We start from the raw sequence: 25,141 nt of genomic DNA on the forward strand, positions 1-25,141 counted from the left end.
TACATGCTCGGACATCGACGAAGGCTCAACCGCACTGCAGTAGCCGACGCTCGACGACGCGCAGAGGATCGCTACTGGGACGTCTACCAGCGCACCGTCATGCCGGGCGAGCTCCTCGCGCTCTGCTTCGTCGGGGCCACGATCTCGATCGGTATCGCGGTCTCGTTCTTCGCCTTCATGCCCTGGTAAAGGCAGGATGCCCTGGTAGGCGCAGCATGCCCTGGTACGCGCAGGACTGGTAGCCGCGCCCCAGTCGCGCTGGGCACCTCGCCCCCGCGACTTGGATGGTCGCCACAACGCGCTCGAACCGCCGGTCGATCGGTGCCAGGCTCGGGGTGAGCATCCACCCCGGATGCCGTGGCGCAGGGGAGCGACATGACCGACCCGACATCGATGACCGGACTCGAGCAGCTGCAGGCTCACCTCGCGAGCGGGGCGGAGATCGCGCCAATCGCTCAGCACTTCGGTATGTCCGTCGTGAGCTTCGCCGAGGGTGAGGTCGTCTTCGAGGGTGTGCCTGACCGGACGCACTACAACCCGATCGGGACCGTGCACGGTGGGTTCGCTGCCACTCTCCTCGACTCAGCGTGCGGCACAGCCGTCCACACCACGCTCCGCCCGGGTCAGGCCTACACGTCTCTCGAGATCAAAGTCAGCTTCCTGCGGCCGATGACGGCCGAGACCGGGCCCGTGCGAGTTCGTGGACGGGTCGTGAAATCGGGGTCGCGGGCAGCGTTCGTCGAGGCGGAGCTGCGCGACTCGAACGAGGTGCTGCTCGCCACGGCGACAAGCACCTGCGCCATCTTCCCCAGTCGCTGACCTCGGATGGGCCGGCCGCTTTCCACAGCTTTGCAACTGGCCGCGCCTCCGAAACAACCACAGGATAGAATCGGGTCCCGTGACCGGAACGAATCTCCTCGGTATCCCCGAGACGCGCCTCGCTGCTGAGCCAGAGGTCGTCGACGACCTCTCGAACCTGCCTCACGACCAGGCCGCGCTCGCGGCCATCGTCGAGAAGCACCCCGCGTCTTCGCTGGCCTGGGCTGCCCTCGCAGATGCGGCACACGCCGAGGGCAACACGATCGGGTCGTACGCCTACGCGCGAGTCGGCTACCACCGCGGGCTCGATGCGCTCCGCAAGGCGGGCTGGCGTGGGCAGGGCCCCGTGCCGTGGTCGCACGAGCCGAACAGGGGAGTGCTGCGCGCGTTCTACGCGTTGCGGCGAAGCGCGGCCGAAATCGGGGAGGCAGGTGAGCCAGAGCGGCTCGCCGACCTGCTGCACGACGCCGACCCGCAGGCGATCGTCGAGATCGACCGGACGTACGCTGCCGACTGAGCGGGCATCCGCTCGGACGCACCGAGTCACACCACAGGACAAGCAGGGAAGGGGCGGGGCCGCGGAATCGGCCAGCCCGACCGCGCGGCTCACGCCACGCACACGACAGGCGCGAGCTGCGCCGATCCGACAGAGAACAGGGGCAACATGCCAGGCGTAGCGATTATCGGCGGCCAGTGGGGCGACGAGGGCAAGGGCAAGGCGACCGACCTCCTCGGTGACCGCATCGACTACGTCGTGAAGTTCAACGGCGGCAACAATGCGGGGCACACGGTTGTCATCGGCGACGAGAAGTACGCGCTGCACCTGCTGCCCTCAGGCATCCTCACGCCGGGCGTGACTCCGGTCATCGGCAACGGCGTCGTCATCGACCTCGACGTGCTGTTCCACGAGATCGACCACCTCGAGGCGCGAGGCGTCGACACCTCGAAGCTGCGCGTCTCCGCGAACGCCCACCTCATCACCGGGTATCACACGACCCTCGACAAGGTGACAGAGCGCTTCCTCGGGAAGCGCCAGATCGGCACGACGGGCCGCGGAATCGGCCCGGCCTACGCCGACAAGATCAACCGCATCGGCATCCGCGTGCAGGACCTCTTCGACGAGAACATCCTGCGCCAGAAGGTCGAAGCCGCGCTCTTCGGCAAGAACCACCTCCTCGTGAAGGTCTACAACCGCCGCGCCATCACCGTCAACGAGATCGTGGACGCGCTCCTCGTCCACGCGGAGCGCCTCCGTCCCATGGTCGGCGACACATCGCTCGAGCTCTACGACGCCCTCAACGCGGGCCGAAACGTCGTCTTCGAGGGCGGCCAGGCCACGATGCTCGACGTCGACCACGGCACCTACCCCTACGTGACGTCGTCCTCGTCGACCGCGGGAGGCGCATCCACGGGTGCCGGCGTCGGACCGACCCAGATCAACCGCATCATCGGCATCGTCAAGGCGTACATCACGCGCGTCGGAGCCGGCCCCTTCCCGACCGAGCTGTTCGACGAGTGGGGCGAGCTGCTCCGCACGCGCGGCGGCGAGTTCGGCACCACCACGGGGCGCCCGCGCCGCACAGGCTGGTACGACGTGCCCGTCGCGCGCTACACGGCCCGCATCAACGGCGTCACCGACTTCGTCATGACGAAGCTCGACGTGCTCAGCGGCATCGAGAGCATCCCCGTCTGCGTCGCGTACGACGTCGAGGGTGTGCGCTTCGACGAGATGCCCGTCTCGCAGTCGGACATCCACCACGCGAAGCCCATCTACGAGTACTTCGACGGCTGGGCGGAAGACCTCTCCGGCTGCCGCACCTTCGAGGAGCTGCCCGAGAACGCGCAGCTCTACGTGAAGGCGCTCGAGCGTCTCTCCGGTGCCCGCATCTCCGCGATTGGCGTCGGCCCGAAGCGCGATGAGATCATCCAGATCCACGACCTCATCGACTGACAGTCCAACTGAACGAAGTCGTTCGAGGAAGGCCCGGACGGATCCCCACCTTGTGGGACCGTCCGGGCCCTCCGTCTCTGATCCTGCCCATCGCGAGTCGCAGCGTTGCGAGCGTGCGCGGCAGGGCTCCCGCGGCCTGAGACAATCGAGGACGTGAATAGCGCTCCCTCAGCCCTGACCGTCTTGCCTGACCCCCAATTCGTGATGGTCGGCGACGGCCACCGCATCGCCACCTACACCTGGGGTGACGTTGATGCGCCCACCGTCATCGTCGTGCACGGCTTCGCGTCGAGCACGAAGGACAACTGGGTAGCCACCGGCTGGGTGCGGGACCTGCTGCGCGCCGGCTACCGTGTGCTCGGCCTCGACCAGCGCGGACACGGGCAGAGCGACAAGCCGCACGAGGGGCGCGACTACGACATCCGGACGCTCGCGTCCGACGTCGAGGCGGTCCTCGACGCCTACCTCGTCGACACGGCCCTGTACGTGGGCTACTCGCTCGGCGCACGCGTCGGGTGGGAAGTCGCCCAGGACTTCGCGGACCGCATCCCACGGGTTGTGCTTGGCGGTGTGCCTGACGGGGTGCCGCTCGGGCGTCTCGACATCGGGCAGGTACGCAAGCTCATCGACGACGGCACGCCCGTGCGGGACCCAGTCACGCAGAACTACCTCGCGCTCACCGAGCGCGTCGGCGGCAACGACCTGCGGGCGCTCCTCGCGATCGCCGAGGGGATGCGAGCATCCGGGAAGGCGGACCCCGACCTCGGTCGCGTCCCCCAGCAACCGGTGCTCTTCGCGACCGGCTCGCTCGACGGCATCATCGAGGGATCGAGGGCCCTCTCGGCGGCGACGCCGCAGGCTCGTTTCTTCGAGATCCCTGATCGCCACCACTTCAACGCGCCGGGCTCGCGCGACTTCCGCGCTGCTGCCCTCGCCTTCCTCGCCGAAGAAGCCTGACCGCGCGGGGTCAAGGTCGAGTGTGGCAATGTCTCGCTGCTCCGCCGCGTCGGTCCAGCGTCAGACACTTCTTAGCTGACGCAGACCCGGGGTGCCTGGGTCTGTCCTCGGACTCGGGCGGCAGGATGCCTGCATGTCGAAGGCACTGAAGCGTCGCGCTCGCTCGCATGACGGAACCATTCCGTGGATCGTCGTCCTCCCGTTCGCGGTTTCCGGGGTGATCCACCTCGTGAAGCCGGCTGTGTTCGAGCCGATCATCCCGAAGCCGCTGCGGAACCGCGGCCGCGAGCTGGTCGTCGCGTCGGGTCTTGCCGAGTTGGTCTGCGCTGCTGGACTCTTGCGCCCATCCACACGGCCCGCTGCGGGTTTGATGAGCGCGGCCGTGCTGCTCGCGGTGTGGCCTGCTAACGCACAGATGAGCGTCGACCTCGGCAGGCGGGCGCTCAGGAAGCGCACTGCGCGGTCGATGGTCGCGTTTGTCGTTTCGGTCGCCCGCCTGCCACTGCAGATCCCGCTCGTCAAGGCCGCGCTGCGCGCGTCGACCCACTCCTGACGGTGGTGCCAGCCGTTGCCCGCGAATTTCGGTGACAACCTGCCGTTTTCGACTGGGAGACGTCACATGAGCTCGAGTTGTCACCGATGTTTCCTGTTCCGCCGGGAGACTCCGCCGTGCACCCAGCTGTGCTGCGGCAAGCTCCGTTCGACACCAGGTGTGCGCGCTAGCCTTCCCTGATGAACTTCGAAGGGCAAAGCGGGCAGCGCCAGCAGCACCGGCAGGGCGGGCAGGACGGATCAGGCGAGCAGGCACGCACGCCGACGCAACAGCGGGAGGTCGAGCGCAAGTACGACATCCCCGAAGGGGCGGGCGAGCCGGACCTGTCGAAGCTCGGCGGTGGCCTGAGCGCTGGCGAGCCCAGCACGGAGAAGCTGGTCGCCGAGTACGTCGACAGTCCCGACCTGGTCATTCTCGGCGCGCGGTGTGTGCTGCGTCGACGGACGGGCGGCGACGACGAGGGGTGGCACCTGAAGCGTCCACGCAGCGGGGACGAGCGCATCGAGTTGCACGCTCCGGTAGGTTCCCCTCGCCGCGTGCCGCCCGAGCTGCGGGCCGAGTTCGCAGAGATCCTGGGCGATCGCCCCGTGCTTCCGCTTGTCGAACTGACGACGATGCGCACGACAACCCAGGTGCGCGGTGAAGTGAGCGCGGCCGACGCCGACGAGGCAGCAGAGCCCCAGCTCGTGGCGCTCATCTGCGAGGACGCCGTGCACGCGAAGGTGGTGCGCCTCGGTCACCAGCGAGAGCTGCAGTGGCGCGAATACGAGGTCGAGCTTGTGGGCGATGCCCCGCCTCGTGTCTTCGACGAGATCGAGTCGGTCCTCTTCGCAGCCGGGCTGACAGCCTCCGCGCATAAGTCCAAGATGGTGCGGTCGCTTGACGGGGTCGAGGCGACTCAGCCTGCAACCGCGCGCGGGCCGGTTGGTGACGCCGTCGTGGCGGCGCTCGCACAGCGCTTCGGCGAGTTCCAGGCCAGCGAGGCCCACGCTCGCACGGACGAGCCGGATGCGGTGCACCAGACGCGGGTCGCCGTCCGTCGCCTGCGCAGTGTCCTCACGGTGTACGCGGACGTGTTCACGAAGGGGGCGACGGACGAGCTGCGGGACGAGCTCCGTTGGGTCGGTCGAGTCCTCGGTGAGCCGCGCGACGCGGAGGTCCTCACGGAGCTGCTCGCGGCAGAGTTCGAGGCGCTCGCCGCCGATGAGACGCAGCTCAGGGTCCCTGAGGTGCAGGAGCTTGTCCTGGGATGGCTGGGGGAGCGTCACGACGCCGCGTTCTCGGAGTTCTTAGCGGCCGTGGACAGTGCCCGCTGGGATGCCCTGCACGTCAAGATCGTCGACTTCCTCGCCGATCCGCCTTTTGCGTCGCACGCCGAGCTTCGCGCCGCGGGCGCCATGCGCCGAGCTGCTCGGGACGCGATGAGCCGCGTGGCTGCCCTCACCGACCGGGCGCGGAAGAAGCCGCAGAAGTCAGACCGCTGGCATGACGTTCGGAAGGCGGCGAAGTCGGTGCGGTACGCGTTCGAGGTGCTCGAGGGGCTGCCCGACCTCAAGGCAGGCGGGGAACGGAAGGCATGGAAGCGGGTCGCCAAGGCCTTCGGTTCCGTCCAGGACGGCGCGCTGCTCGACGACGAGCTGGCGGGTCTCATCGCTCGGGTCCAGACCGAAGCGAGCGACGGGGTCGAGCGGCCTGGGGAGACCGTGGAAGTGCTCGAGAGCGTACGTCAGCGCATCCGCGATCGTCACGACGCCGAGCTCGTGCGTGCGCGTGACCTCCTCGACGACCTCGTCTGATGGCGAACGACGACGGCATTGCCAGCGCATCGCCCATCTGGGATGCGTTGGATGCGGCGACTCGAACCCGCACCGCGTTCACGCTCGGGTACCTCGGCACGGCTGACGTCGACGGTCAGCCGCATGTGCGCGCCGTCATCGTGCGCGCGGTCGACGCCGAGACAGGCACGGTCTTCTTCTCGACCCATTCGCTCTCGGCGAAGATCGGGCAGCTTGAGCGGAACCCGCTTGTGGCCGTCACATTCTACGACGCCGAAGCGGACGTGCAGCTGCGCCTCGAGGGGCGGGCTGAGGTCGTCACGGACGAGAGCACCCGTCGCGCCACCTGGGCGTCGTTCGGAGCGGGCACGCGGCAGCTGTTCGCTTCGCCGCTTCGGCCGGGGAGCCCGCTGCCTCGAGCGGATGCGCGGGCCGACGGCGGCTCGAGCGCCAACGCGAGCGGTGACGCGAGGGACGATGCGGCGGGCTACGCGCGCTTCGCCTGGGTCGCCGTGCACGTGAACGACATCGACGCGATCGACCTGTCAGCCGATGAGCACCTGCGCTGCCGCTTCACGAGAGTCGACGGCGGCTGGGACACGACGCGCATCGTCCCCTAGCCGCCCGCCCGGAACTGCTCACCCCGACCTGTTCACCCCGACCTGTTCACCTCGAACTGCTCATCCGGACCTGCTCATCCGGACCTGCTCATCCGGACCTGCTCACCGTGGCTTCTTAGCTGGAGTCGCTCGCTTCGCCGAAGCTCTCAGGCGAGGGCCGCGTCGATCGCGTCGGCCGACAGCACGTGGTCGACGGCGAGGGCGCTCGCTCCGAGGATGGCGGCTTCGCCCCGCGCTCGGGATGCGACGACTCTGAGGTGCTGCGTCGCGAGGGGCAGCGAGCGCGAGTAGACGACCTCGCGGATGCCCGCCATGAGCTGCTCGCCGGCTTCGGCGATGCTTCCGCCGATGACGATCATCGAGGGGTTCAGCATGCTGACACAGGCGGCGAGCACGGTGCCGACGTCGCGCCCGGCCTGACGGAGGGAGCGGGCTGCGTTGAGGTCGCCCGAGCGGACTAGCGCGACGATTTGCGCGCTGCCCGTAACCTCGATGCCCTCCTCGCGGAGCCTGCGGGCGATCGCGTCGCTGCCCGCGACGGCCTCGAGGCAGCCGAGGTTGCCGCAGCGGCAGGGGATTTCGTCAGCTCCAGGCACGGCGATGTGGCCGATGTCGCCCGCCGCGCCCCTCGCCCCGCGGCGCAGGGAGCCGTCGGCGATGATGCCTGAGCCGATGCCCGTCGCGACCTTCACGAAGAGCAGGTCTGAGACGTCCGGCCATTCGCTGCGGTGCTCGCCGAGGGCCATGATGTTGACGTCGTTGTCGACGAGAACGGGCGCGTCGAAGTGAGCGCCGAGCCTGCCGGCGACATCGGCGTCGTCCCAGCCGGGCATGATGGGCGGGTTGATGGGGCGGCCCGAGCTGAACTCGACTGGGCCAGGCAGGCCGACGCCGACGCTCACGAGCTCTCGGCGCCCGCGGCCGGAGCCGGCCAGCATCTCGTCGCCCTTCTCGCATACCCAGGCGAGGACCTTGTCGGGCCCGAGGTCGATGGGGAGCTTGTCTTCGGAGTCGGCGATGATGTTCGACGCCAGGTCGGTGAGGGCCATGCGGGCGTGGGTGGCGCCGAGGTCGACGGCGAGCACGACCCGGCTCTCGGGGGAGAAGGCGAACACGGCGGGTGGCCGGCCGCCGGTCGAGTGCGCCTCCCCGACGGTGACGATGAGGCCGGCCGTCATGAGCAGGTCGATGCGAGTCGCCACCGTCGAGCGGGCCTGGCCGGTGACGGATGCGAGTTCGGCGCGAGTGCGCGGGGCTCCGTCTCGGAGCATCTGGAAGAGCTCCCCTGGTCCTGGTTGGCGCGATACCGGCTTCGGCAGCTGCTCGATGACCATGGGCGTCTTCTTTCTGGGCTCAACGGTGGGCGGTGGGGGCTCCGCCACGCTACCGCGCTGCTCGTCAACGTTGACTGCAACGCTTCTGTGTGGCGGCACATCTCAATTGTGCAACAGACATGAGACTTTTGCTTGACCGTCGACAGAAGTGCGGGTAGCTTTCGACACATGGTCAACGAAGACCCCACATTGGGTCCATCCCCGCTCCTGCAGATGCGCGGCATCGTCAAGCAGTTCCCTGGTGCACGGGCTCTCGACGGCGTCGACCTCGACGTCCTCCCCGGCGAGGTGCACTGCCTGCTGGGCCAGAACGGCGCAGGTAAATCGACGCTCATCAAAGTCCTCGCCGGCGCACACCAGCCAACCGAGGGGCAGCTGCTTTTGGACGGCGAGCCCATCACCATCCCGAACCCCGTTGCAGCCCTCGGCCTCGGCATCGCGACCATGTACCAGGAGCTTGACGTCGTCGACGGCCTGACGGTCGCGGAGAACGTCTACCTCGGGCACGAGCTCGACACGGCAGGTGTTTCGCGCCGCGCCGAGGCCAAGCAGCGCACGAAGGAGATCCTCGCGCGGCTCGGTCACTCCGAGATCTCGCCGACGACCGAGGTCGGCGAACTGTCGGCGGCCGGCAAGCAGATCGTCTCCATGGCGCGGGCGCTGTCGCACGACGCCCGCATCATCGTCATGGACGAGCCCTCCGCGGTGCTCGACTCCGAAGAAGTCGCGAACCTCTTCCGTGTGGTGGAGGAGCTCACGAAGGCGGGCGTCGCGATCATCTACATCTCTCACCGTCTGGAAGAGATCCGCACGATCGGCGACCGCATCACGGTGCTGAAGGACGGCCGCACGGTCGCCCAGAACCTGCCTGTCAGCGAGACGCCGACCTCCGAGCTCATCACCCTCATGACGGGCCGAAAGGTCGAGTACCTGTTCCCCGAGTCGCCTGAGCTGCCAGCGGATGCACCCGTGCTGCTCGACGTGCAGGACCTGACCCTCGCGGATACCTTCTCGGACGTCTCGTTCACGGTCTCAGCCGGTGAGATCGTCGGGTTCGCCGGGCTCGTCGGGGCTGGCCGCAGCGAGATCATCGAAACCATCTACGGCGCGCGCAAGGCCACGGGCGGCACGGTCACGGTCGAGGGCAAGACGCTCAAGCGCGGCTCTGTCACCGCCGCGGTCAATGCGGGCATCGGCCTGGCACCCGAAGAACGCAAGAGCCAGGGGCTCCTCCTCGACGAGCCCGTGTACCGCAACATCACACTTTCGACGTTCCAGCGCTTCGCTTCCTTCTCGTGGCTGAAGGAGGGCGACGAGCGCCGCGCCGCCAAAGAGCAGGCCGAGTACCTCGACCTGCGGCCGGCCGGCGTCGAGCGCGACATCCGCACCCTCTCGGGCGGGAACCAGCAGAAGGCGATGCTGGCCCGTTGGCTGGTGCACGGCTGCCGCGTGTTGCTGCTCGACGAGCCGACGCGAGGCGTCGACGTGGGAGCGAGGGCCGAGATCTACGCCCTTATCCGCAAGCTGGCAGACGAAGGGGCGGCGGTCGTCGTCGTCTCGAGCGAGATCCCGGAGGTCCTCGGCCTCGCCGACCGGGTGCTGGTCGTCTCGGAAGGACGAGTTGTCCACCAGGGCCCCGCATCCGCTCTCGATGAGCACGCCGTACTCGACATGGTTATGGAAAGCAGCGCAGCATGAGCACTCAGACTCCCCAGTCCTCATCCCCGTACGACGACGGCGTCATCGCCCCGGCAGCCGACGAGAGCTCGCGGGTCGAGCACGAGGTGGCCAGCGACAACGCGAAGCGTGGCGGCTTCTTCCGCGGCAGCTCGGCACGCAACTTCGGCCTCATCCTCGCGCTGGTCGTGCTGTGCATCGCCGGCACCGTCTCTGCGGGAGAGCGCTTCGCGAGCGTCGACAACCTCATGGTCGTGCTGAGCCAGGCCTCCATCATCGGCGTCCTCTCCATCGGCATGACGTTTGTCATCACGGCTGGCGGCATCGACCTGTCGGTCGGCTCCGTGCTCGGGCTCGCCTCCGTGTGGGCGACGACGCTGTCCACTCAGGCCTACGCCGAGGCTTGGGGCTGGTGGGTCATCGTGCTCACCTCGCTCCTCGTAGGCCTCGGCGCCGGAGTCGTGAACGGCGTGCTCATCGCCTACGGCAAGGTGGTCGCGTTCATCGCGACGCTCGCCATGATGGTTGCCGCCCGAGGCTTCGCTGAGCTCATCGCCGGCCGCCGCACACAGATCGTCAACGTCGACTCGTTCCTCGAGACGTTCCGTGGCGACCTGCTTGGTATCCCCGTCATCGTCTGGATCTTCGTGCTCGTCGCCGTTGGCGGCTGGTTCCTTCTGAACCGCACGACCTTCGGCCGCCGCACGGTGGCGGTGGGCGGCAACCCCGAAGCTGCGCGCCTCGCCGGCATCAAGGTGAAGCGCCACACGATGTACCTCTACGCGCTTGTCGGGCTGACGGCCGGTATCGCATCCGTCATGATGCTCGCCCGCACGACGGCAGGGTCGTCCACCAACGGCATGCTCTACGAGCTGGATGCGATCGCGGCGGTTGTCGTCGGTGGCACCCTGCTCGTGGGTGGCCGGGGCACGATCGTCGGCACCGTCCTCGGTGTGCTCATCTTCGCGACGCTCACGAACATCTTCATCCAGGCGAACCTCGACAGCTCCGTCCAGGCCATCGCGAAGGGCGCGATCATCGTGGTCGCGGTGCTCCTCCAGCAGCGCTTCTCGTCGCGAGCGAAGACGTCCTAGCCGGGGGCTCCGGCCCTCGCCCCGAACTGCACGCCCATCCCTCACCAGACTCACCAGACTCACCGAACCTCACCAGACCCAATCCCATCACCAGGGCAGCATCAAAGGAGATCCCCATGTCCACGAGTTCCTTCAGGAAGACAGCTTCCCGGAAGCGCCGGATCCTCGCAGCGGGAGCAACGGCAGCCTCGGCGCTGTTGCTGCTTACCGGCTGCCTCTCGAACACTCCGCCGGCGGCGGAGGGTGAAGCGCCAGCTGGCGGCAACGCGACCGCGTCCGACAATGACGCGGCCGGCGAGCCGCTGGTCATCGGCTTCTCTGCCCCCGCCGCCGACCACGGCTGGATGGGTGCCATCACCTCGGCAGCTGAGGCTGAGGCGGCGAAGTACGAGGACGTCGAGCTGCGAGTCGCGGAGGGCACCAACGACGTGAACCTCCAGATCAGCCAGATCGAGGGTTTCATCAACGACGGTGTCGACGCCATCGTGCTGCTGCCCTTCGACGGGGCTGCGCTCACCGAGGTCGCGACGAAGGCGATGGAGGCCGGCATTCCGGTCATCAACGTCGACCGTGAGTTCACGAGCCCCTTCGCGGCCCGCACCACGGTGCTCGGCGACAACTACGGCATGGGGGTGAGCGCCGGCACCTACATGTGCGAGGAGCTCGCCGACACGCCAGACGCTGTCGTCGCGGAGATCGCCGGCATCGACTCCCTGCCGCTGACGCAGGAGCGCAGCCAGGGCTTCGCGGATGCACTCGAGGACTGCGGTCTGAAGGTCTCGAACCGCGTCGCAGCTGACTTCACCGTGCAGGGCGGCGAGCAGGCGGCCACCAACCTCCTTCAGGCGGCGCCGAAGATCGACGCACTCTGGAACCACGACGACGACCAGGGTGTTGGTGTTCTCTCGGCCATCGAGAACGCGAACCGCGACGAGTTCTTCCTTGTCGGCGGAGCTGGCTCGGCGAACGTGATGCGAGAGATCCAGGAAGGCGACAGCGTCGTCCAGGCGACCGTCATCTACCCGTCGACCCAGGCTGCTGACGGCATCAAGCTGGCCCGTCTCATCGCCCACGACCGTTCGCTCGGAGACCTCTCGTCGCACAGCGTGCCGCGTCTTGTGCAGCTGTACGCGCCCGTCGTGACGAGCGAGAACGTCGACGAGTACATCGACACGGCGTTCGAGTCGTAGCCAGTCGCCCACACTGCCCACGCGGGGTGGAGCTCTCCTCCTCTCTGACTCCGCCCCGCGTTGGCCTCCTGAACGGAAGAGTGAACAATGAGTCAAGACGCACAGCCGGAGCTGGGTATCGGCATGGTCGGCTACGCCTTCATGGGTGCCGCGCACTCGCAGGCGTGGCGGAACGCGCCGAGGTTCTTCGACCTGCCGCTTGCGCCTCGCATGCAAGTCGTCGCGGGCCGCAGTGCCGAGAGGGCTGCCCAGGCGGCCCACAAGCTCGGCTGGGCGTCGAGCACCACTGATTGGCGTGAGCTGCTGACTCGCGACGACGTGCAGCTCATCGATATCTGCTCACCCGGCGACACGCACGCGGAGATCGCGATCGCAGCCCTCGAGGCGGGGAAGCACGTGCTGTGCGAGAAGCCGCTCGCCAATACGGTTGAGGAGGCCGAGCGGATGAACGCGGCGGCGATCGCGGCCGAGGTGCGTGGCGTGCGTGCCATGGTCGGGTTCACCTACCGCCGAGTACCCGCCATTCGCCTCGCCCAGCAGCTCGTCGCGGACGGGCGTATCGGCGACATCCGCCAGGTTCGCGCCCAGTACCTGCAGGACTGGCTCGCCGACGAGAACGCGCCGCTGTCGTGGCGCCTCGACAAGGAAAAGGCAGGTTCCGGGGCGCTCGGTGACATCGGCGCGCACATCGTTGACCTCACTCACTTCATCACTGGACAGCAGCTCAGTGGAGTCTCCGGGCTCGTGGAGACGTTCGTGAAGGAGCGGCCGATCGCCGACGACTTCGCGGGGCTTTCCGGCACCGGTGGCAGCGAGCGCGGACCGGTCACGGTCGACGACGCTGCCGTCTTTTTCGGCCGCCTGCAGGGCGGGGCCATCGCCGTGTTCGAGGCGACGCGCTTCGCGTATGGGCGAAAGAACGCGATCCGCCTGGAGATCAACGGCACGAAGGGCTCGCTCGCCTTCGACTTCGAGGACATGAACGTGCTCGAGTACTTCGACGCGACCGGCGACCAGGCGACCGCCGGCTACACGCGCATCCTTGTCACGGAACCAGACCATCACCCCTTCATCAAAGCCTGGTGGCCTGCTGGCCACGGCCTCGGCTACGAGCACGCTTTCACGCACCAGGCGGTCGAGCTGGTCGAGGACATCGCGGCCCACCGAGCACCGGCGCCCTCCTTCGCGGACGGCCTCGCCGTCCAACGTGTGCTTGCCGCCGTCGAGGAGAGCTCGGCCAACGGCAGCTCGTGGGTCGCGATCCCCGTGCCGGCCGCCGCCGCCCCAGCTTCAGCCGAACCAGAACTCCAGAGGAGCTAACGCATGTCTCGTCCTGTCACGTTGTTTACCGGTCAGTGGGCCGATCTGCCGTTCGAGGAGGTTGCGCGGCTGGCGGGGGAGTGGGGGTACGACGGTCTGGAGGTCGCCTGCTGGGGTGACCATTTGGATCCGTGGCGGTGGGATGACGCCGAGTACGTGGCCTCGAAGCTGGAGGTCCTCGAGCGCAACGGGTTGAAGGTGTGGACGATCTCGAACCACCTCAAGGGGCAGGTCGTGTGCGACGACCCGATCGATCAGCGGCACCGCGACATCGTCTCCGACCGGGTCTGGGGCGACGGCGAGCCCGAGGGCGTGCGGCAGCGGGCCGCGGAAGAGCTGAAGAACACGGCCCGGTTGGCGGCGGCGCTCGGCGTGAAGACCGTCACGGGCTTCACGGGCTCCTCGATTTGGAAGTACGTGGCGATGTTCCCTCCCGCCACCGAGGCGATGGTGGATGCCGGCTACCAGGACTTCGCGGACCGGTGGAACCCGATCCTGGACGTGTTCGAGGAGGTCGGGGTCAGGTTCGCGCACGAGGTGCATCCGTCGGAGATCGCGTACGACTACTGGACCACGAAGCGCGCGTTGGAGGCGATCGGGCATCGGGAGTCGTTTGGGTTGAACTGGGATCCGTCGCACATGGTGTGGCAGGACATCGACCCGGTGGGGTTCTTGTGGGACTTCCAGGACCGCATCTATCACGTGCACTGCAAGGACACGAAGAAGCGCCTCAGCAATGGCCGCAATGGGCGGTTGTCGTCGCATCTGCCGTGGGCTGACCCGCGGCGGGGGTGGGACTTCATCTCGACCGGGCACGGGGACGTGCCGTGGGAGGACTGCTTCCGCATGCTGAACGCGATCGGCTACGAGGGTCCGTTGTCGGTGGAGTGGGAAGACGCGGGCATGGACCGCCTCGTCGGCGCTCCGGAAGCGCTCGGTTTCGTGCGCAAGCTCTCCACGTACCGCCCGTCGGAGGCAGCGTTCGACTCGGCGTTCTCGACCAAGCAGGACTAGCGCACGAAGCAGGACTAGCGATCAGAGCCTGGCTCGTCAGCCTTCGGCGATGGCGTCGAGGATACGGGTGAGTCGATACGGCACAACCTCGGAAAGCGAGACTGTTGTGCTGGTCCGGGTGACGCCGGGGAGATCAAGCATCGCCCGCGTCACCCGGTGCAGGTCGCTGGTGTCCTTCGCGACGACGCGCACAAGCAGGTCAGCGTCACCGGTCGTGGAGTGCACCTCGACGACTTGAGCCAGCTCCGCGAGCCTCGCGTAGGCCTCATCCGCGGCGTTCTGGCTCAGCGAGAGGGCAACAAAGGCAGTCAACGGGAAGCCGAGGGCGGCGGCGTCGAGCCGCCTGCTCTCTGGGGCGAGCATCCCCTCGCGCTCGAGCCTCATGAGCCGAGCGTGCACGGTGTTGCGCGCCACCCCGAGTTCGCGAGAAAGCGCCAAGACGGATGCTCCCGAGTGCCGGTCGAGCGCGCGGATGATGCGCGCATCCAAAGCGTCGAAGCCACTCTGCTTGGGCATTTGTGCTCCTCCTGCGTGGGTTTGTGTGCAGTTTGCTCACGCACTGCACCTCGTCTTGCGCAGAATACCCGCGACGACGAAGCTCTGCGCATGCCTGAACTTGTCGAGCCCCCACGGCACCGCGTCATCGATGACATCGCGGGCCTCGCCGTCGGCGCCCTCGTCATCTCCTTCGGGCTGTTCCTGCTCAAAGCCGGCGGACTCGTCACAGGGGGAACCGCTGGGCTTTCGCTTCTGCTCGGTTATGTGCTGCCCATGCCGTTCGGCGTCATCTTCGTCGTCGTGAACCTTCCGTTCTTCGCCCTCGCCGCGAGAGGAAAGGGGTGGCCGTTTGTCGGGAGGAGCCTCGCCTCGATCGGCCTCGTGTCACTCCTGACATCCCTGCACGCCTCCGCCATCGGGGTCGGACATCTCGAGCTCCATCCCGTGTACGCAGTGCTGCTAGGCAATGTGCTCTGCGGGGTCGGGCTGCTGATCCTCTTCCGCCACAACTCGAGTCTCGGCGGGTTCACCGTGGTTGCGCTCGTGGTTCAGGAGCGATTCGGGATCAGGGCGGGTTGGGTGCTCCTCGCCCTGGACCTACTCGTCGTGCTCGCATCGCTGAACGTTATCGCCCCGCTGTCGGTGCTCATCTCGGCGGTGGGAGCCGGCGTCATGAGCCTCATCATCATGCTCAACCATCGCCCGGGAAGGTATCGCGCGATGTGAAAGGGCGGCCAACCCGATGGGTTCGCCGCCCTTGAACTTTCACGATGTGGACTCGCATGCGCGCGGGCGTCTCGTGAAAGTAGTGATGGGCACCAACCTCCCCCGAAGTTGGTGCCCATCGTCCCCTGCCGCGGTCGCCTTGGCGAGTAGTGCAGTTGGGCGTCGTCCCCCGATGACGCCCGCCCCGGTGTCGATTGGGGCCTGCAGTTCCTCAAACCGGGCGTTACGCGCCGGCGCGGGGAGTATTTGGTTGCTCTCTGTTCCGTTGTGGATCTCAGGCCGAAGCTCAAGATCTGGGGGATGTGGGGCGTTACCTCCGAAAGTAGCTTCACTTGCGTGGGGCCGTCCGGATGGAGCTTGTATCGCTCTCACGAGAAGGAAACTAACACGAGAAGTCGGCGCGCTTGCACTCCTGAGGGGTCCGGATAGGCGCATTTAGTCCATGGGTATCGTCCGCGTGCCGTCTGGTTGGTCGGGTACATAGAATCCGCTTCTGACCAGGGGAGTTCTGACCTAGACGAATGGACCGATCCATGCATGCTCTCACGAGAATGCCGTTTCCGCGCTTCCGTTGGCGATTCTGGATCATGGTGTGTGATATGCCACTCGCGGGGGCTTCCTGTGACGAACGGATCGTGTTACATGAAGACATGAACCTTGATCCGGAGAAGTCACTCAACGGGCTGCACGTCACCCTCGAGCCAGCCAGCCCTGAGGGCTGGGCGGAGCTCGGTGACGCGCTGTGCGTTCCGGAGGTGTTCGCTTCGGGGTGGGGTGGCGGCCCCTCTGGTATCCCGGACCGTGCCGACTGGGACGGCTGGGTCTCGAACTACACGCCAGGGCCACAAGCCGGATGCACCTACATCGTTCGCGTTGCGGGCGGCCCTCAGCATGGCCGAGCCGTCGGCACCACCTCGATCGGACGCGTCGACCTCGCAACTGAGTCCGCCGAGATCGGCTGGACGGCCTACGTGCCAGCAGTCTGGGGCAGCATCGTGAACCCTGCGACGAAACTGGTGCTGCTCGACCACCTCTTCGCGGTGGGCTTCGGGCGGGTCGCGTTCAGCGCGGACAATCTCAATGAGCGATCTCAGGCTGCCATCGCCAAGCTCGGAGCTACCCGTGAGGGGGTGCTGCGACGGCACCGTCCTCGCGCTGATGGCACCTGGCGCGACACCGTTCGCTTCTCCATCATCGAGTCGGAGTGGCCGACCATACGGCGGGGTCTGCTCGCGCGGGTGGAGCGCGGCGCAGGGCTGCTCCCGGGCGGTGATTTCTCGGACTGACGCGAGCGACGCGCGCCGACTGAGCGTGTCTTTCGGGAGACGTGGTTCCATGGAGCTATGACGACTCCTGTGTACACCGCAATTGCCCATGCTTCCGGTGGTGGCCGTGACGGCCACGTGCGTTCGGAAGACGACCGCATCGACCTCGACACGCGTCCCCCCAAGGAAATGGGTGGCAGTGGCGAGGGAACCAACCCTGAGCAGCTGTTCGCGGCTGGCTACTCGGCCTGCTTCCTCGGCGCGTTCCACGCGGCGGGCAAGCAGCTCGGCAAGGACACGAAGGACGCGGCCGTCTCCACCTCAGTGGGGATCGGCAAACGCGAGCCCACCGGTTTCGAGCTCTCCGTTGTGCACGACGTGTACGCGCCGAACCTCTCCGCGGACGAGACTGCTGAGGTCGCCCGCGTCGCGCACGAAGACATCTGCCCTTACTCGCACGCGACCCGCGGCAACGTCGACGTGCAGATCAACGTCGTCAGCTGATGACTGAGCTGAACGAACAGGCTGGTCAGCACCACGAGGATGAGCAGATCACGAGGGCAGAACTTGCTGCCATCGTCGACCACACGCTGCTGAAGACCGACGCGACGCCCGACCAGGTCTCCGCCCTCCTCGAGGAGGCGAAAGCCCTCACAGCGTTCTCGATCTGCGTTTCCCCCAACATGTTGCCCGTGCAGGGCGAGGCGGGTGGGGTGAAGATCGCGACGGTCATCGGGTTCCCGTCCGGGAAGCACCACTCGGCGATCAAGGCGGCAGAGGCTGCGAGGGCTGTCGCCGATGGCGCCGATGAGCTCGACATGGTCATCGACATCGGCATGCTGAAGGCTGGCCGTGCCGATCTCGTGCAGGCAGATGTTGCAGCAGTTCGGGTGGCGGCGCCGCACACCCTGCTCAAGGTCATCATCGAATCGGCCGCGCTCACCGACGACGAGATCGTCGCGGCTTGCGAGGCCTCTGAGGCTGCCGGGGCCGACTATGTGAAGACGTCGACCGGGTTCTCGGCGGCTGGGGGAGCATCCACCCATGCCGTGGCGCTCATGCGCGCGACGGTCGGCGAGCGGCTCGGCGTCAAGGCGTCTGGCGGCATCCGCTCGACGGCGGATGCGCTTGCCATGGTTGAGGCTGGGGCGTCGCGTCTCGGCCTCTCCGGCACCGCGGCCGTGCTCGACGGACTGTCTTCCTAAGTTCGGGCAGACAACGAGAGATGCGCGTCACCCGCAAGGGTGACGCGCGTCTCTGTGTGGCGACTGTCCTGGGTCCAGGCAGGATCTTCCGCGCGGCAGGCACCTATTCGGAGTTCCCAGAGTTCCGGAGCATGTACTCGATGTACTCCTTGTCTTCTGCAGGAATATCCTGCTTCCAGCGAATGATGAAGATATCGCGAATCTGAACATCACTCTCCAAGCGGGTTGCGTCCGCGTCCTCTTTCGAAGAGAACTTGAAGACATCTGCCTGGTCTGAGCTGAGCGCCTCTACACACGCGTTTTCGCCCTGGCAGGCCTGGGCTGTCGCATCCTCCTGTGACGTCAGGATCGTTGGGGCCTCTGTGTCCCATACACCCGCGAGAGTCACATCATCTCGGAGGTAGTCACAGCCCGCCAAGAGAGTCGAGAGCACAGCAGCCAACACCGCAAATGAGATTGCCTTCGATTTCTTGCGTTCCATGAAACGGTTCCTCTGATCGAGTTACGAGTTAAGAGTCACGAGTAACTCGGGGTGAGGGCCTCCGCCGGTATTGCACGTGCACGCGGAACGCACGCACCCTGTTGGATGGCGTGCGTTCCGGAGACAGGCTAGTGCCTCTGTGCCGAAGAACGCGGTGGGTTCGAGGCTATGGACGAGCTGTACCGAGATCACTCCCGAGAGGATTCGGCGTGCCCAGTGCGTCCGGGATCTCTTTTCCGGACTGGAGAGCGTTCTCGAGGACGAAGGTCACAAATTCCTTGTCTTCGACGGGCACGCCTTCCGACCACCGCATGAGGAAGATCCCTCGGACGAGTTCGTCGTTCGGCTGCTTCGCCGCGGCGGCGGCGTCTTCAGACGGGAACTTCAGGAAAAGCCCCTGGTCGGCTTGCAGCGCTTCCACGCAGTCGAACATCGCGCCGCAGACGGTCCCTGTGACATCTTTTTGGTTCGTCAACTCTTCCGCGGCTTCCGTGTCCCACACGAACCTGAGTTCGACGTCGTGTGCGGTAAGGCAGCTTGTCATCAACGCGGCGGTTGCGACGAGCACGACGGCGAGGCCCCAGCGCTTCATGGCTTCGCCTGTCTCACTTGTCGCCATTGGGTTTCGACCAGTTGCACCCGTGGCGGAACACCTCGTGCCAGTTCTCCTTGGCAAGCGCTGGGCGGTATGGCTCCAGGTCCCAAGTCGGGTTCGTCAGCACATCGACACCGTACATGGCGTGGCAGTAGTACTGCTGCCGAGTGGAATGATTGATGTTGTAACGCGCGGGAGACTTGTTCGCGAACTCGTTCCATCCGTCGGCCATGATGATCGACAAGCCAATGTTGGGGCTGTGTGGAGTGTTGACCGCCCCGAGGCGAATGGCGCGGTTCCAGCCGGACGGCTTCATGACGTGCACGCCGTTGATCCATCTGACGTAGTCGAACAGGTTGGTGCCCCAGAACGGGTCGGCGACGATCGGGTACTGGAAGTCACCTGCCGTATGCTCCACGACTTGGACTACCTGTGTTCCGGTCACTTCGTAGTGGGTGGGAACTTCCACGCCGTTCGCGTCCTTGGCCCAGGCCGGTGCGACCCCGCCGAGCAGGGTACCGTCAGCGGCGCGAAGGAAGAGAGCCCCATCATCGGACTCTTGAATGTGGGAAAGCCCGGCCGCTTCGAATTCGTACGGGATCTCCTGGGTCGTTGTCCCTTCGGCGATCGTGGAGACCACCTGTACCGAGCCGTCTTCCTTGACCACTGCAGTTGAACTGATGCCGCTCGTGTGGTCCACGAAGAGCGTTCCGTCGTTCGTGATCTCGGCCGGCGCCTCCGCACCTGTTGCCTGCACAAGCGACATCGTGACGGCCGTGCCATCGGCCGGGTCTACCTCGATGGAACTCGAGCTGGACTCCAGAGCGACCGTCGTCGGTTCCGTCTGATCGCCCGGGTCGATTGTCGCAGTCGCGTCGGTGCCACTGACGACGATGTCCTCGTGGAGGTTGTCGAAGACCTCTGGTGTGACCTCTTCGATGGCTTCTTGCGACTCCGATTCGCTCGGTGTCTCCCCCGCCTCATCGGCATGCGCCGGCACGGCGCTCATGATGGTGATGCCCATGAGTGCCGCCAGTGTGGCGGCCGCAGCTTTCCGTTTCATATTCCCCCCTGGGATGATTCAAAGACGCTACTTATAAGTAGCGTCTTTGACCTTACAGGGGTCGAGTCAGGATTGGTCCGGTCCATGCATATGCAAGTGAAGACCGCTCGTCACACGGGATCTGGTGCACCGCAGTGTCCAGCGCGCGTGCCTCAGGCTCGAGTGAGGTGACGGTGCACTGTCGCGTGGATGCCCTCGATGTCGCCCTGCTCGGTGAGCCGCACGAGGGCTTCGTGGTGCGAACTGAAGTCGCTGAGGGGTGCATGCGCACCCACGGCGTGGGACGAGCAGATGAGGGACTCGGTGGCGATCGTCGCGTAGGCCCGCGTGAGCCGCGAATTGCCTGCGCTCGCCACGAAGCGAGTGTGGAACTCGTGGTCGAGGCGCAGCGCTCGAGCTTCGCTGCCCGCCGCGATGGCAGCGTCGAGCTCGCTGACGACCGAGGAGAGTGCAGATGCGATGGCGGCCCGCTCCGCGGCGGGCCTGGCCGCGATGACGGCGGCGGCAGCGCATTCGAGCACTTCGCGGGCCGCGAAGATCTCCGCGACGTCCTCGTCGGTGAGCTCGCGAACGAACACCCCGCGATTGCGTCTGCTCTCGAGCAGCCCCTCTTGGATGAGCCTCTGCAGGGCTTCCCGCACAGGGCCGCGGGAGACCTGGAAGTCGCCGGCGATGCGCGCCTCGTTCAGCTGCGAGCCCGGCGCGAAGGTCCCATCCACGACGCGTTCGCGCAGGTGCTCGGCGATGATCGCCGACGTCGACTGGCTCTGGATCCCGGGCAGCGCCGTCGTGCTCTGGTGGGATGCGCTCATGAGTGCAGCTGGCCGGAGTGGGCTTCGTGGCCGACATGCGCGGCAGGTTCAACCTGGAACGTGCTGTGGCTCGTCTCGAAGTGCTCTTTGAGGCACGCATCGAGTTCGCACAGCACGGCGTCGAGGCCCCGCTCGTCGAGCGCTTCAGGGGCGACGACGACGTGGGCGGAGAACATGGGAACTCCCGAGGTGATGGTCCACGCGTGCACGTCGTGCACATCCACGACCCCCGGCACCGACCGGAGGTGCTCCCGGGTGGCGTCGAGGTCGACGTTCTTCGGGGTTGCCTCCATGAGCACATCCACGACCTCGCGGAGAAGGCTTACGGCTCTCGGCAAGATGAGGACCGCGATGAGGATCGATGCGATCTGGTCGGCGACCATCCACCCGGTCACCCATATGACGATGGCGGCGATGATGACGGCGACAGATCCGAGCAGGTCGCCAAGCACCTCGAGGTACGCGCCGCGGACGTTGAGGCTCTCCTTCTGCCCCGAGCGGAGCACTAGGAGGGAGACCAGATTCGCGACGGCGCCGATGACGGCGGCGAGGAGCATGATGCCCGATTCGATCTCGACTTCCTGCCCGAAGCGGCGAATTGCCTCGATGAAGATCGTGACCGCGATGACGCCGAGGATGAGGCCGTTGATGAGCGCCGCGAGCACCTCGGCGCGCTGGAAGCCGAAGGTGCGTCTGGAGGATGCGGGCAGCGTCGCGACGTAGCTGGCGAGGAGTGCGACGGTGACCCCGGCGGCATCGGTCAGCATGTGGCCGGCATCGGCGAGCAGGGAGAGCGAGTTCGAGGCGATCGCGCCGACGACCTGCACCAGGAACACGCTGGCCGTGATCGCGAGCACGATGATGAGCTTCTTGCGGTGCTTGCCCGTCGCCGTGGCGTGGTCGCCCAGGCCGTGGCTGTGGCCGTGCCCGTCAGAGTCGGTCGATGTGCGTTCGACGCAGGGGTGTTCAGGGCTGAACGACTCGCCACCCTCGTGGTCGTGCTCTGACGAGTGGCCGCTGGTGGGCTCGGCGTCGTCTGGCTTGTGGGGAATCGGCATGACCTCAGGGTAGCCCGACCGTAGATTGTTGACAATCTGCAGTTTGGTGACTTTTCGAGCCGCCTCGACCCCCGCTAGGCTCCTCCCATGCCTTCATCGCCCGACGCCCCCGCCCAAGCAGAACACGAGGCTGACGACGCGGCGCTGCGTCGACTCACCTCGATCCGCGGCAGCATCGACAACATCGACGCAGCCCTCGTGCACATGCTCGCAGAGCGGTTCAAGTTCACGACCCTCGTGGGTGAGCTGAAGGCCGAGTATGGTCTGCCGCCCGCGGACCCGGACCGGGAGCGCCGCCAGATCCTCCGCCTGCGTCAGCTCGCGGAGGAGGCGCACCTCGACCCTGAGTTCGCCGAGACGTTCATCAATTTCATCATCGCCGAGGTGATCCGCCACCACGAGCGCATCGCCGAGCAGGTCTAGCTCGCCAGCCCAGCCCAGCCCGGCCCGGTCCAGCCCGGACCCAGTGCATCCTGGCCCGGCTCGTCAGCGCCGCGCGAGTGCATCCGCCATGCGCTGGATGATCTCCTCGAGTATCGGCTTGGGTGTTGCGAAGACGATACGCACGTACTGCTCGAAGCCCGCGCCGCAGGACGCGCCGGCGGTCAGGGTGACGCCCGCGTTGTCGAGGAAGAACTTTGCGGGAGGGCCTTCGATGCCGAGCTCTGACACGTCGAGCCAGGCCACGTAGGTTGATTCCGGCACGATCGCGCGAACTCCGGGCAGGTGATCGGCGACAAGCGAGAAGAGGAGGTCGCGGTTCGCGACGAGCGCCCTGTTGACTTCATCGAGCCAGTCATCGCTGTCGCGGTACGCGGCCTCTGCAGCGAATGCGCCGAGGATCGAGGATCCCCAGACGACGCCGAACCCGAACGTGCGGTAGTGCTCGAGGTCGTCGTCGTTCGTGAAGATGAGCTGCGCTGACTTGAGGCCGGCGACGTTCCAGGCTTTTGACGCTGCCGTCGAGGTCACGGAGTGGCGCGCTGCCTCCTCGGAGATCGAGGCGTAGGGGATGTGCGGCGGCCCGTCGAGAGTGAGCGGCGCCCAGATCTCGTCGGCGAACACGCGGCCGCCGCCGCGTTCGACGATGTCGGCGAGGCGGAGCAGCTCCTCACGCGTGTAGATGGCACCCGTCGGGTTGTGCGGGTTGACGAGGACGACGTTGGCGGGGCCGTTCGCGAAGGCCCGCTCGATGCCGTCGAAGTCGAGCGTCCACCGGTCGTTCTCGATGACGCCTGGCACCTCAATCGTCTCGCGTCCTTGCAGCGCTTCGGTGACGAGGAACGGCATGTAGGCGGGCGTCGGCACGATGATGGGGGAGCCGGGCGCGGTGAAGTGCCGCACGAACACGTCGAAGGCGCCCATGACGTCGGCGACGTGGTGAATGCGCTCCGGGGCCACGGCCCACTCGTAGCGTCGCTCGAAGAAGGCGGATGCGGCGGCCGTGGTCCGTGCCCAGGTGGGCGGGGCGAGGTAGCCGAGTTCGTCCTTTGTGACGGCGCTCACGATCGCGTCCCGCACGTTGGAGGCCGTGCCGAAGTCCATCTCCGCAACCCACGCGCCGATGGTGCCCTCGTTGAGGCTCCACTTTCGGCTGTCAGGGCGGTCAAGTTCCGCGCGGCTGATTGCATCGAAGCGCGTGGTGGTCGCCACCTTGCTTGACGGTGGTGTCTTGCTTGTCGGCGTGGGCATGGGGGAAGCGTAGCCATGTGAACGTTCAAGGCCCCCCGCGTATTTCCAAAGGTTTCGCCGCGGCTCCACAAGCTGACGCGAGTTCCGTACGTTGACCCTGTGGCCATTGAAGAACGAAATGAACAGACCTTTGCGACCAGGCAGATCCACGCCGGCGCGGTCGTCGACAGCGACGTCGGCGCGCGCGTGACGCCGATCTACCAGAGCGCTGGGTACGTCTTCCCGTCGTACGACGAGGCAGAGGCCAGGTTCTCGGGCGAGAGCGTCGGGCGCGCCTACTCTCGGGGCGACAACCCGACGAACGTCGTGGCAGGGAAGCGCATCGCGAACCTCGAGGGTGGGCGCAACGGTCTTGTCGTGTCGAGCGGGCAGGCGGCCATCGCCATGACGCTCTTCTCGTTGGCCGCCTCCGGTGATCACATCCTCTCGACGGCCAGCCTCTACGGTGGCACGCGTCAGCTCTTCGACGGCAGCCTCACACGGCAGGGCCTGAACTTCGAATTCCTTGGCGCAGATGCGACCGAAGAGGAGTGGCTGTCACGCGTTCGGCCAGAGACCCGTGCCGTGTACACGGAGTCGGTGCCGAACCCGAAGAACGACGTCGTCGATCTCGAGCTCCTTGGGCGCGTGGCGGCGAAGGCAGGCGTGCCGCTCATCGTCGACAACACGGTTGCGACCCCCTACTTGTGTCGTCCCATCGAATGGGGCGCCGACATCGTCATCCACTCGACCTCGAAGTGGCTTTCTGGTCATGGCTCGGTCATCGGCGGCGTCATCATCGACGCCGGCAAGTTCGACTGGGCGGCCAACTCTGCGCGCTTCCCGCACTTCACGAAGGGCTCATTCGAGGGGGCGCCGTCGTTCATCGAACGCTACGGCGCGGACACGTTCATGAGCTACGTGAAGTCGGTGACCGTGCTCGACTACGGCCCCACGGTGCCGCCGACGAGCACGTTTCTGCTGCTGCACGGCATCGAGACGCTGTCGCTGCGCATGGAGCGCCACGTCGAGAACGCGCAGCGCGTCGCGGAGTGGCTCGAGTCTCGGCCCGAGGTTGCTTCCGTCGACTATTCGGGTCTCCCGTCGAACGACTACTACGAGCTCGCACAGAAGTACCTGCCGAACGGGGCCGGTTCGGTCGTCTCGTTCGACCTGCCCGGTGGGCCGGATGCGGCGCGCAAGTTCGTGGAGGCCCTCGAGCTGGTCAGCCATATGACGCACATCGGAGACGTGCGCACGCTGGCGCTGCACATGCAGTCGACGATCTTCAAGCGCTCCTCGCAGGAGCAGCGCGACGAGGCCGGCGTGACGCCAGGGCTCATCCGCCTGTCGATCGGTATTGAGGGGATCGACGACATCCTCGCCGACCTCGAACGCGGACTCGAGGCGACCAAAGCGTAGGTCGGCGCCCGCAGCGCCCCTTACGCACCAGGGGCGCATGC

The 25,141-nt window shown here is 66.6% G+C and carries 27 protein-coding genes; 19 read left to right on the forward strand and 8 right to left on the reverse strand.

The window, feature by feature from the left end:
• Positions 1–3: 3 nt before the first annotated feature.
• The 8 genes from C5B85_RS14175 to C5B85_RS14210 all read left to right on the forward strand — a co-directional run bounded on the left by C5B85_RS14175 (position 4) and on the right by C5B85_RS14210 (position 6,675).
• Positions 4–189 carry a hypothetical protein gene (locus C5B85_RS14175; RefSeq protein WP_104286662.1) on the forward strand — a complete coding sequence of 62 codons (186 nt, stop codon included), beginning with the start codon at positions 4–6 and terminating at the stop codon, positions 187–189.
• Positions 190–375: 186 nt separating this feature from the next.
• Complete coding sequence (locus tag C5B85_RS14180) at positions 376–819, forward strand: PaaI family thioesterase (RefSeq protein WP_104286759.1); 444 nt, start codon at positions 376–378, stop codon at positions 817–819.
• A gap of 79 nt (positions 820–898) precedes the next feature.
• Positions 899–1,336 carry a DUF3151 domain-containing protein gene (locus C5B85_RS14185; protein ID WP_104286663.1) on the forward strand — a complete coding sequence of 146 codons (438 nt, stop codon included), beginning with the start codon at positions 899–901 and terminating at the stop codon, positions 1,334–1,336.
• Positions 1,337–1,483: 147 nt separating this feature from the next.
• On the forward strand, positions 1,484–2,770 hold the full coding sequence (locus C5B85_RS14190; RefSeq protein ID WP_104286664.1) for an adenylosuccinate synthase: 1,287 nt from the start codon (positions 1,484–1,486) through the stop codon (positions 2,768–2,770).
• Positions 2,771–2,974: 204 nt separating this feature from the next.
• Positions 2,975–3,727 (forward strand): alpha/beta fold hydrolase, encoded by a 753-nt coding sequence (locus C5B85_RS14195; RefSeq protein WP_104286665.1) that lies wholly within the window; start codon positions 2,975–2,977, stop codon positions 3,725–3,727.
• A gap of 133 nt (positions 3,728–3,860) precedes the next feature.
• A complete protein-coding gene (locus C5B85_RS14200) occupies positions 3,861–4,280 on the forward strand; it encodes a DoxX family protein (RefSeq protein WP_258070814.1) in 420 nt (139 codons plus the stop codon).
• A gap of 179 nt (positions 4,281–4,459) precedes the next feature.
• Positions 4,460–6,076, forward strand: a complete 1,617-nt coding sequence (locus C5B85_RS14205) for a CYTH and CHAD domain-containing protein (RefSeq protein WP_104286666.1) — start codon at positions 4,460–4,462, stop codon at positions 6,074–6,076.
• On the forward strand, positions 6,076–6,675 hold the full coding sequence (locus C5B85_RS14210; protein WP_104286667.1) for a pyridoxamine 5'-phosphate oxidase family protein: 600 nt from the start codon (positions 6,076–6,078) through the stop codon (positions 6,673–6,675). Before C5B85_RS14205 ends, C5B85_RS14210 begins: the two co-directional genes overlap by 1 nt.
• Positions 6,676–6,821: 146 nt before the next feature.
• Here C5B85_RS14210 and C5B85_RS14215 read toward each other — a convergent pair whose 3' ends face one another.
• Positions 6,822–8,009: an ROK family transcriptional regulator gene (locus tag C5B85_RS14215; RefSeq protein ID WP_104286668.1), complete on the reverse strand. Its 1,188-nt coding sequence runs from the start codon at positions 8,007–8,009 to the stop codon at positions 6,822–6,824.
• Positions 8,010–8,177: 168 nt separating this feature from the next.
• On the opposite strand from C5B85_RS14215, the gene C5B85_RS14220 reads away from it, so the two are divergent.
• The 5 genes from C5B85_RS14220 to C5B85_RS14240 all read left to right on the forward strand — a co-directional run bounded on the left by C5B85_RS14220 (position 8,178) and on the right by C5B85_RS14240 (position 14,304).
• Positions 8,178–9,707 (forward strand): sugar ABC transporter ATP-binding protein, encoded by a 1,530-nt coding sequence (locus C5B85_RS14220; RefSeq protein ID WP_104286669.1) that lies wholly within the window; start codon positions 8,178–8,180, stop codon positions 9,705–9,707.
• Positions 9,704–10,780, forward strand: a complete 1,077-nt coding sequence (locus C5B85_RS14225) for an ABC transporter permease (protein ID WP_104286670.1) — start codon at positions 9,704–9,706, stop codon at positions 10,778–10,780. The genes C5B85_RS14220 and C5B85_RS14225 overlap by 4 nt, the downstream gene beginning before the upstream one ends.
• A 116-nt stretch (positions 10,781–10,896) precedes the next feature.
• Positions 10,897–11,970: a substrate-binding domain-containing protein gene (locus C5B85_RS14230; protein WP_104286671.1), complete on the forward strand. Its 1,074-nt coding sequence runs from the start codon at positions 10,897–10,899 to the stop codon at positions 11,968–11,970.
• Positions 11,971–12,057: 87 nt separating this feature from the next.
• Positions 12,058–13,290: a Gfo/Idh/MocA family protein gene (locus tag C5B85_RS14235; protein WP_104286672.1), complete on the forward strand. Its 1,233-nt coding sequence runs from the start codon at positions 12,058–12,060 to the stop codon at positions 13,288–13,290.
• A gap of 3 nt (positions 13,291–13,293) precedes the next feature.
• Entirely contained in the window at positions 13,294–14,304 is a 1,011-nt protein-coding gene (locus tag C5B85_RS14240; RefSeq protein WP_104286673.1) for a sugar phosphate isomerase/epimerase, read from the forward strand.
• Between the two features lie 36 nt (positions 14,305–14,340).
• Here C5B85_RS14240 and C5B85_RS14245 read toward each other — a convergent pair whose 3' ends face one another.
• On the reverse strand, positions 14,341–14,820 hold the full coding sequence (locus C5B85_RS14245; protein ID WP_104286674.1) for an Lrp/AsnC family transcriptional regulator: 480 nt from the start codon (positions 14,818–14,820) through the stop codon (positions 14,341–14,343).
• Positions 14,821–14,910: 90 nt separating this feature from the next.
• On the opposite strand from C5B85_RS14245, the gene C5B85_RS14250 reads away from it, so the two are divergent.
• The 4 genes from C5B85_RS14250 to deoC all read left to right on the forward strand — a co-directional run bounded on the left by C5B85_RS14250 (position 14,911) and on the right by deoC (position 17,998).
• Positions 14,911–15,528: a YitT family protein gene (locus tag C5B85_RS14250; RefSeq protein WP_104286675.1), complete on the forward strand. Its 618-nt coding sequence runs from the start codon at positions 14,911–14,913 to the stop codon at positions 15,526–15,528.
• Positions 15,529–16,178: 650 nt separating this feature from the next.
• Positions 16,179–16,814 (forward strand): GNAT family N-acetyltransferase, encoded by a 636-nt coding sequence (locus tag C5B85_RS14255; RefSeq protein ID WP_104286676.1) that lies wholly within the window; start codon positions 16,179–16,181, stop codon positions 16,812–16,814.
• A gap of 57 nt (positions 16,815–16,871) precedes the next feature.
• Positions 16,872–17,297: an organic hydroperoxide resistance protein gene (locus C5B85_RS14260; protein ID WP_104286677.1), complete on the forward strand. Its 426-nt coding sequence runs from the start codon at positions 16,872–16,874 to the stop codon at positions 17,295–17,297.
• Positions 17,297–17,998 carry a deoxyribose-phosphate aldolase gene (gene deoC, locus C5B85_RS14265; protein ID WP_104286678.1) on the forward strand — a complete coding sequence of 234 codons (702 nt, stop codon included), beginning with the start codon at positions 17,297–17,299 and terminating at the stop codon, positions 17,996–17,998. The genes C5B85_RS14260 and deoC overlap by 1 nt, the downstream gene beginning before the upstream one ends.
• Before the next feature lie 103 nt (positions 17,999–18,101).
• Here deoC and C5B85_RS14270 read toward each other — a convergent pair whose 3' ends face one another.
• From C5B85_RS14270 to C5B85_RS14290, 5 genes are all read right to left on the reverse strand, one after another.
• A complete protein-coding gene (locus C5B85_RS14270) occupies positions 18,102–18,479 on the reverse strand; it encodes a hypothetical protein (RefSeq protein WP_104286679.1) in 378 nt (125 codons plus the stop codon).
• 166 nt (positions 18,480–18,645) lie between these two features.
• The gene (locus C5B85_RS14275; protein WP_146077969.1) at positions 18,646–19,047 is read right to left on the reverse strand and encodes a hypothetical protein; all 402 of its coding nucleotides are present in this window, start codon (positions 19,045–19,047) and stop codon (positions 18,646–18,648) included.
• Between the two features lie 37 nt (positions 19,048–19,084).
• Positions 19,085–20,137 (reverse strand): DUF2599 domain-containing protein, encoded by a 1,053-nt coding sequence (locus tag C5B85_RS14280; protein ID WP_104286681.1) that lies wholly within the window; start codon positions 20,135–20,137, stop codon positions 19,085–19,087.
• Between the two features lie 152 nt (positions 20,138–20,289).
• Positions 20,290–20,949: a GntR family transcriptional regulator gene (locus tag C5B85_RS14285; RefSeq protein ID WP_104286682.1), complete on the reverse strand. Its 660-nt coding sequence runs from the start codon at positions 20,947–20,949 to the stop codon at positions 20,290–20,292.
• Positions 20,946–22,007 carry a cation diffusion facilitator family transporter gene (locus C5B85_RS14290; RefSeq protein ID WP_104286683.1) on the reverse strand — a complete coding sequence of 354 codons (1,062 nt, stop codon included), beginning with the start codon at positions 22,005–22,007 and terminating at the stop codon, positions 20,946–20,948. The genes C5B85_RS14285 and C5B85_RS14290 overlap by 4 nt, the downstream gene beginning before the upstream one ends.
• A gap of 87 nt (positions 22,008–22,094) precedes the next feature.
• On the opposite strand from C5B85_RS14290, the gene C5B85_RS14295 reads away from it, so the two are divergent.
• Positions 22,095–22,430, forward strand: a complete 336-nt coding sequence (locus C5B85_RS14295; RefSeq protein ID WP_104286684.1) for a chorismate mutase — start codon at positions 22,095–22,097, stop codon at positions 22,428–22,430.
• A 63-nt stretch (positions 22,431–22,493) separates the two neighbouring features.
• Here the strand turns inward: C5B85_RS14295 and C5B85_RS14300 are convergent, their stop codons facing one another.
• Positions 22,494–23,699 (reverse strand): MalY/PatB family protein, encoded by a 1,206-nt coding sequence (locus C5B85_RS14300; RefSeq protein WP_104286685.1) that lies wholly within the window; start codon positions 23,697–23,699, stop codon positions 22,494–22,496.
• A 99-nt stretch (positions 23,700–23,798) separates the two neighbouring features.
• Between C5B85_RS14300 and C5B85_RS14305 the strand changes: the two genes are divergently transcribed.
• Positions 23,799–25,100: an O-acetylhomoserine aminocarboxypropyltransferase/cysteine synthase family protein gene (locus tag C5B85_RS14305; protein WP_258070815.1), complete on the forward strand. Its 1,302-nt coding sequence runs from the start codon at positions 23,799–23,801 to the stop codon at positions 25,098–25,100.
• The last annotated feature ends 41 nt before the right edge of the window (positions 25,101–25,141 follow it).

The sequence above is a fragment of the Pseudoclavibacter sp. AY1F1 genome, from assembly GCF_002931075.1.
Classification (GTDB): Bacteria; Actinomycetota; Actinomycetes; order Actinomycetales; family Microbacteriaceae; genus Pseudoclavibacter.

Bases quoted from the DNA above. Each gene is read 5' to 3' on its own strand.
- C5B85_RS14175 (WP_104286662.1), top strand. From the start codon at position 4: ATGCTCGGACATCGACGAAGGCTCAACCGCACTGCAGTAGCCGACGCT.
- C5B85_RS14180 (WP_104286759.1), top strand. From the start codon at position 376: ATGACCGACCCGACATCGATGACCGGACTCGAGCAGCTGCAGGCTCAC.
- C5B85_RS14190 (WP_104286664.1), top strand. From the start codon at position 1,484: ATGCCAGGCGTAGCGATTATCGGCGGCCAGTGGGGCGACGAGGGCAAG.
- C5B85_RS14195 (WP_104286665.1), top strand. From the start codon at position 2,975: ATGGTCGGCGACGGCCACCGCATCGCCACCTACACCTGGGGTGACGTT.
- C5B85_RS14200 (WP_258070814.1), top strand. From the start codon at position 3,861: ATGTCGAAGGCACTGAAGCGTCGCGCTCGCTCGCATGACGGAACCATT.
- C5B85_RS14205 (WP_104286666.1), top strand. From the start codon at position 4,460: ATGAACTTCGAAGGGCAAAGCGGGCAGCGCCAGCAGCACCGGCAGGGC.
- C5B85_RS14210 (WP_104286667.1), top strand. From the start codon at position 6,076: ATGGCGAACGACGACGGCATTGCCAGCGCATCGCCCATCTGGGATGCG.
- C5B85_RS14215 (WP_104286668.1), bottom strand. From the start codon at position 8,009: ATGGTCATCGAGCAGCTGCCGAAGCCGGTATCGCGCCAACCAGGACCA.
- C5B85_RS14220 (WP_104286669.1), top strand. From the start codon at position 8,178: ATGGTCAACGAAGACCCCACATTGGGTCCATCCCCGCTCCTGCAGATG.
- C5B85_RS14225 (WP_104286670.1), top strand. From the start codon at position 9,704: ATGAGCACTCAGACTCCCCAGTCCTCATCCCCGTACGACGACGGCGTC.
- C5B85_RS14230 (WP_104286671.1), top strand. From the start codon at position 10,897: ATGTCCACGAGTTCCTTCAGGAAGACAGCTTCCCGGAAGCGCCGGATC.
- C5B85_RS14235 (WP_104286672.1), top strand. From the start codon at position 12,058: ATGAGTCAAGACGCACAGCCGGAGCTGGGTATCGGCATGGTCGGCTAC.
- C5B85_RS14240 (WP_104286673.1), top strand. From the start codon at position 13,294: ATGTCTCGTCCTGTCACGTTGTTTACCGGTCAGTGGGCCGATCTGCCG.
- C5B85_RS14245 (WP_104286674.1), bottom strand. From the start codon at position 14,820: ATGCCCAAGCAGAGTGGCTTCGACGCTTTGGATGCGCGCATCATCCGC.
- C5B85_RS14250 (WP_104286675.1), top strand. From the start codon at position 14,911: ATGCCTGAACTTGTCGAGCCCCCACGGCACCGCGTCATCGATGACATC.
- C5B85_RS14255 (WP_104286676.1), top strand. From the start codon at position 16,179: ATGAACCTTGATCCGGAGAAGTCACTCAACGGGCTGCACGTCACCCTC.
- C5B85_RS14260 (WP_104286677.1), top strand. From the start codon at position 16,872: ATGACGACTCCTGTGTACACCGCAATTGCCCATGCTTCCGGTGGTGGC.
- deoC (WP_104286678.1), top strand. From the start codon at position 17,297: ATGACTGAGCTGAACGAACAGGCTGGTCAGCACCACGAGGATGAGCAG.
- C5B85_RS14270 (WP_104286679.1), bottom strand. From the start codon at position 18,479: ATGGAACGCAAGAAATCGAAGGCAATCTCATTTGCGGTGTTGGCTGCT.
- C5B85_RS14280 (WP_104286681.1), bottom strand. From the start codon at position 20,137: ATGAAACGGAAAGCTGCGGCCGCCACACTGGCGGCACTCATGGGCATC.
- C5B85_RS14285 (WP_104286682.1), bottom strand. From the start codon at position 20,949: ATGAGCGCATCCCACCAGAGCACGACGGCGCTGCCCGGGATCCAGAGC.
- C5B85_RS14290 (WP_104286683.1), bottom strand. From the start codon at position 22,007: ATGCCGATTCCCCACAAGCCAGACGACGCCGAGCCCACCAGCGGCCAC.
- C5B85_RS14295 (WP_104286684.1), top strand. From the start codon at position 22,095: ATGCCTTCATCGCCCGACGCCCCCGCCCAAGCAGAACACGAGGCTGAC.
- C5B85_RS14300 (WP_104286685.1), bottom strand. From the start codon at position 23,699: ATGCCCACGCCGACAAGCAAGACACCACCGTCAAGCAAGGTGGCGACC.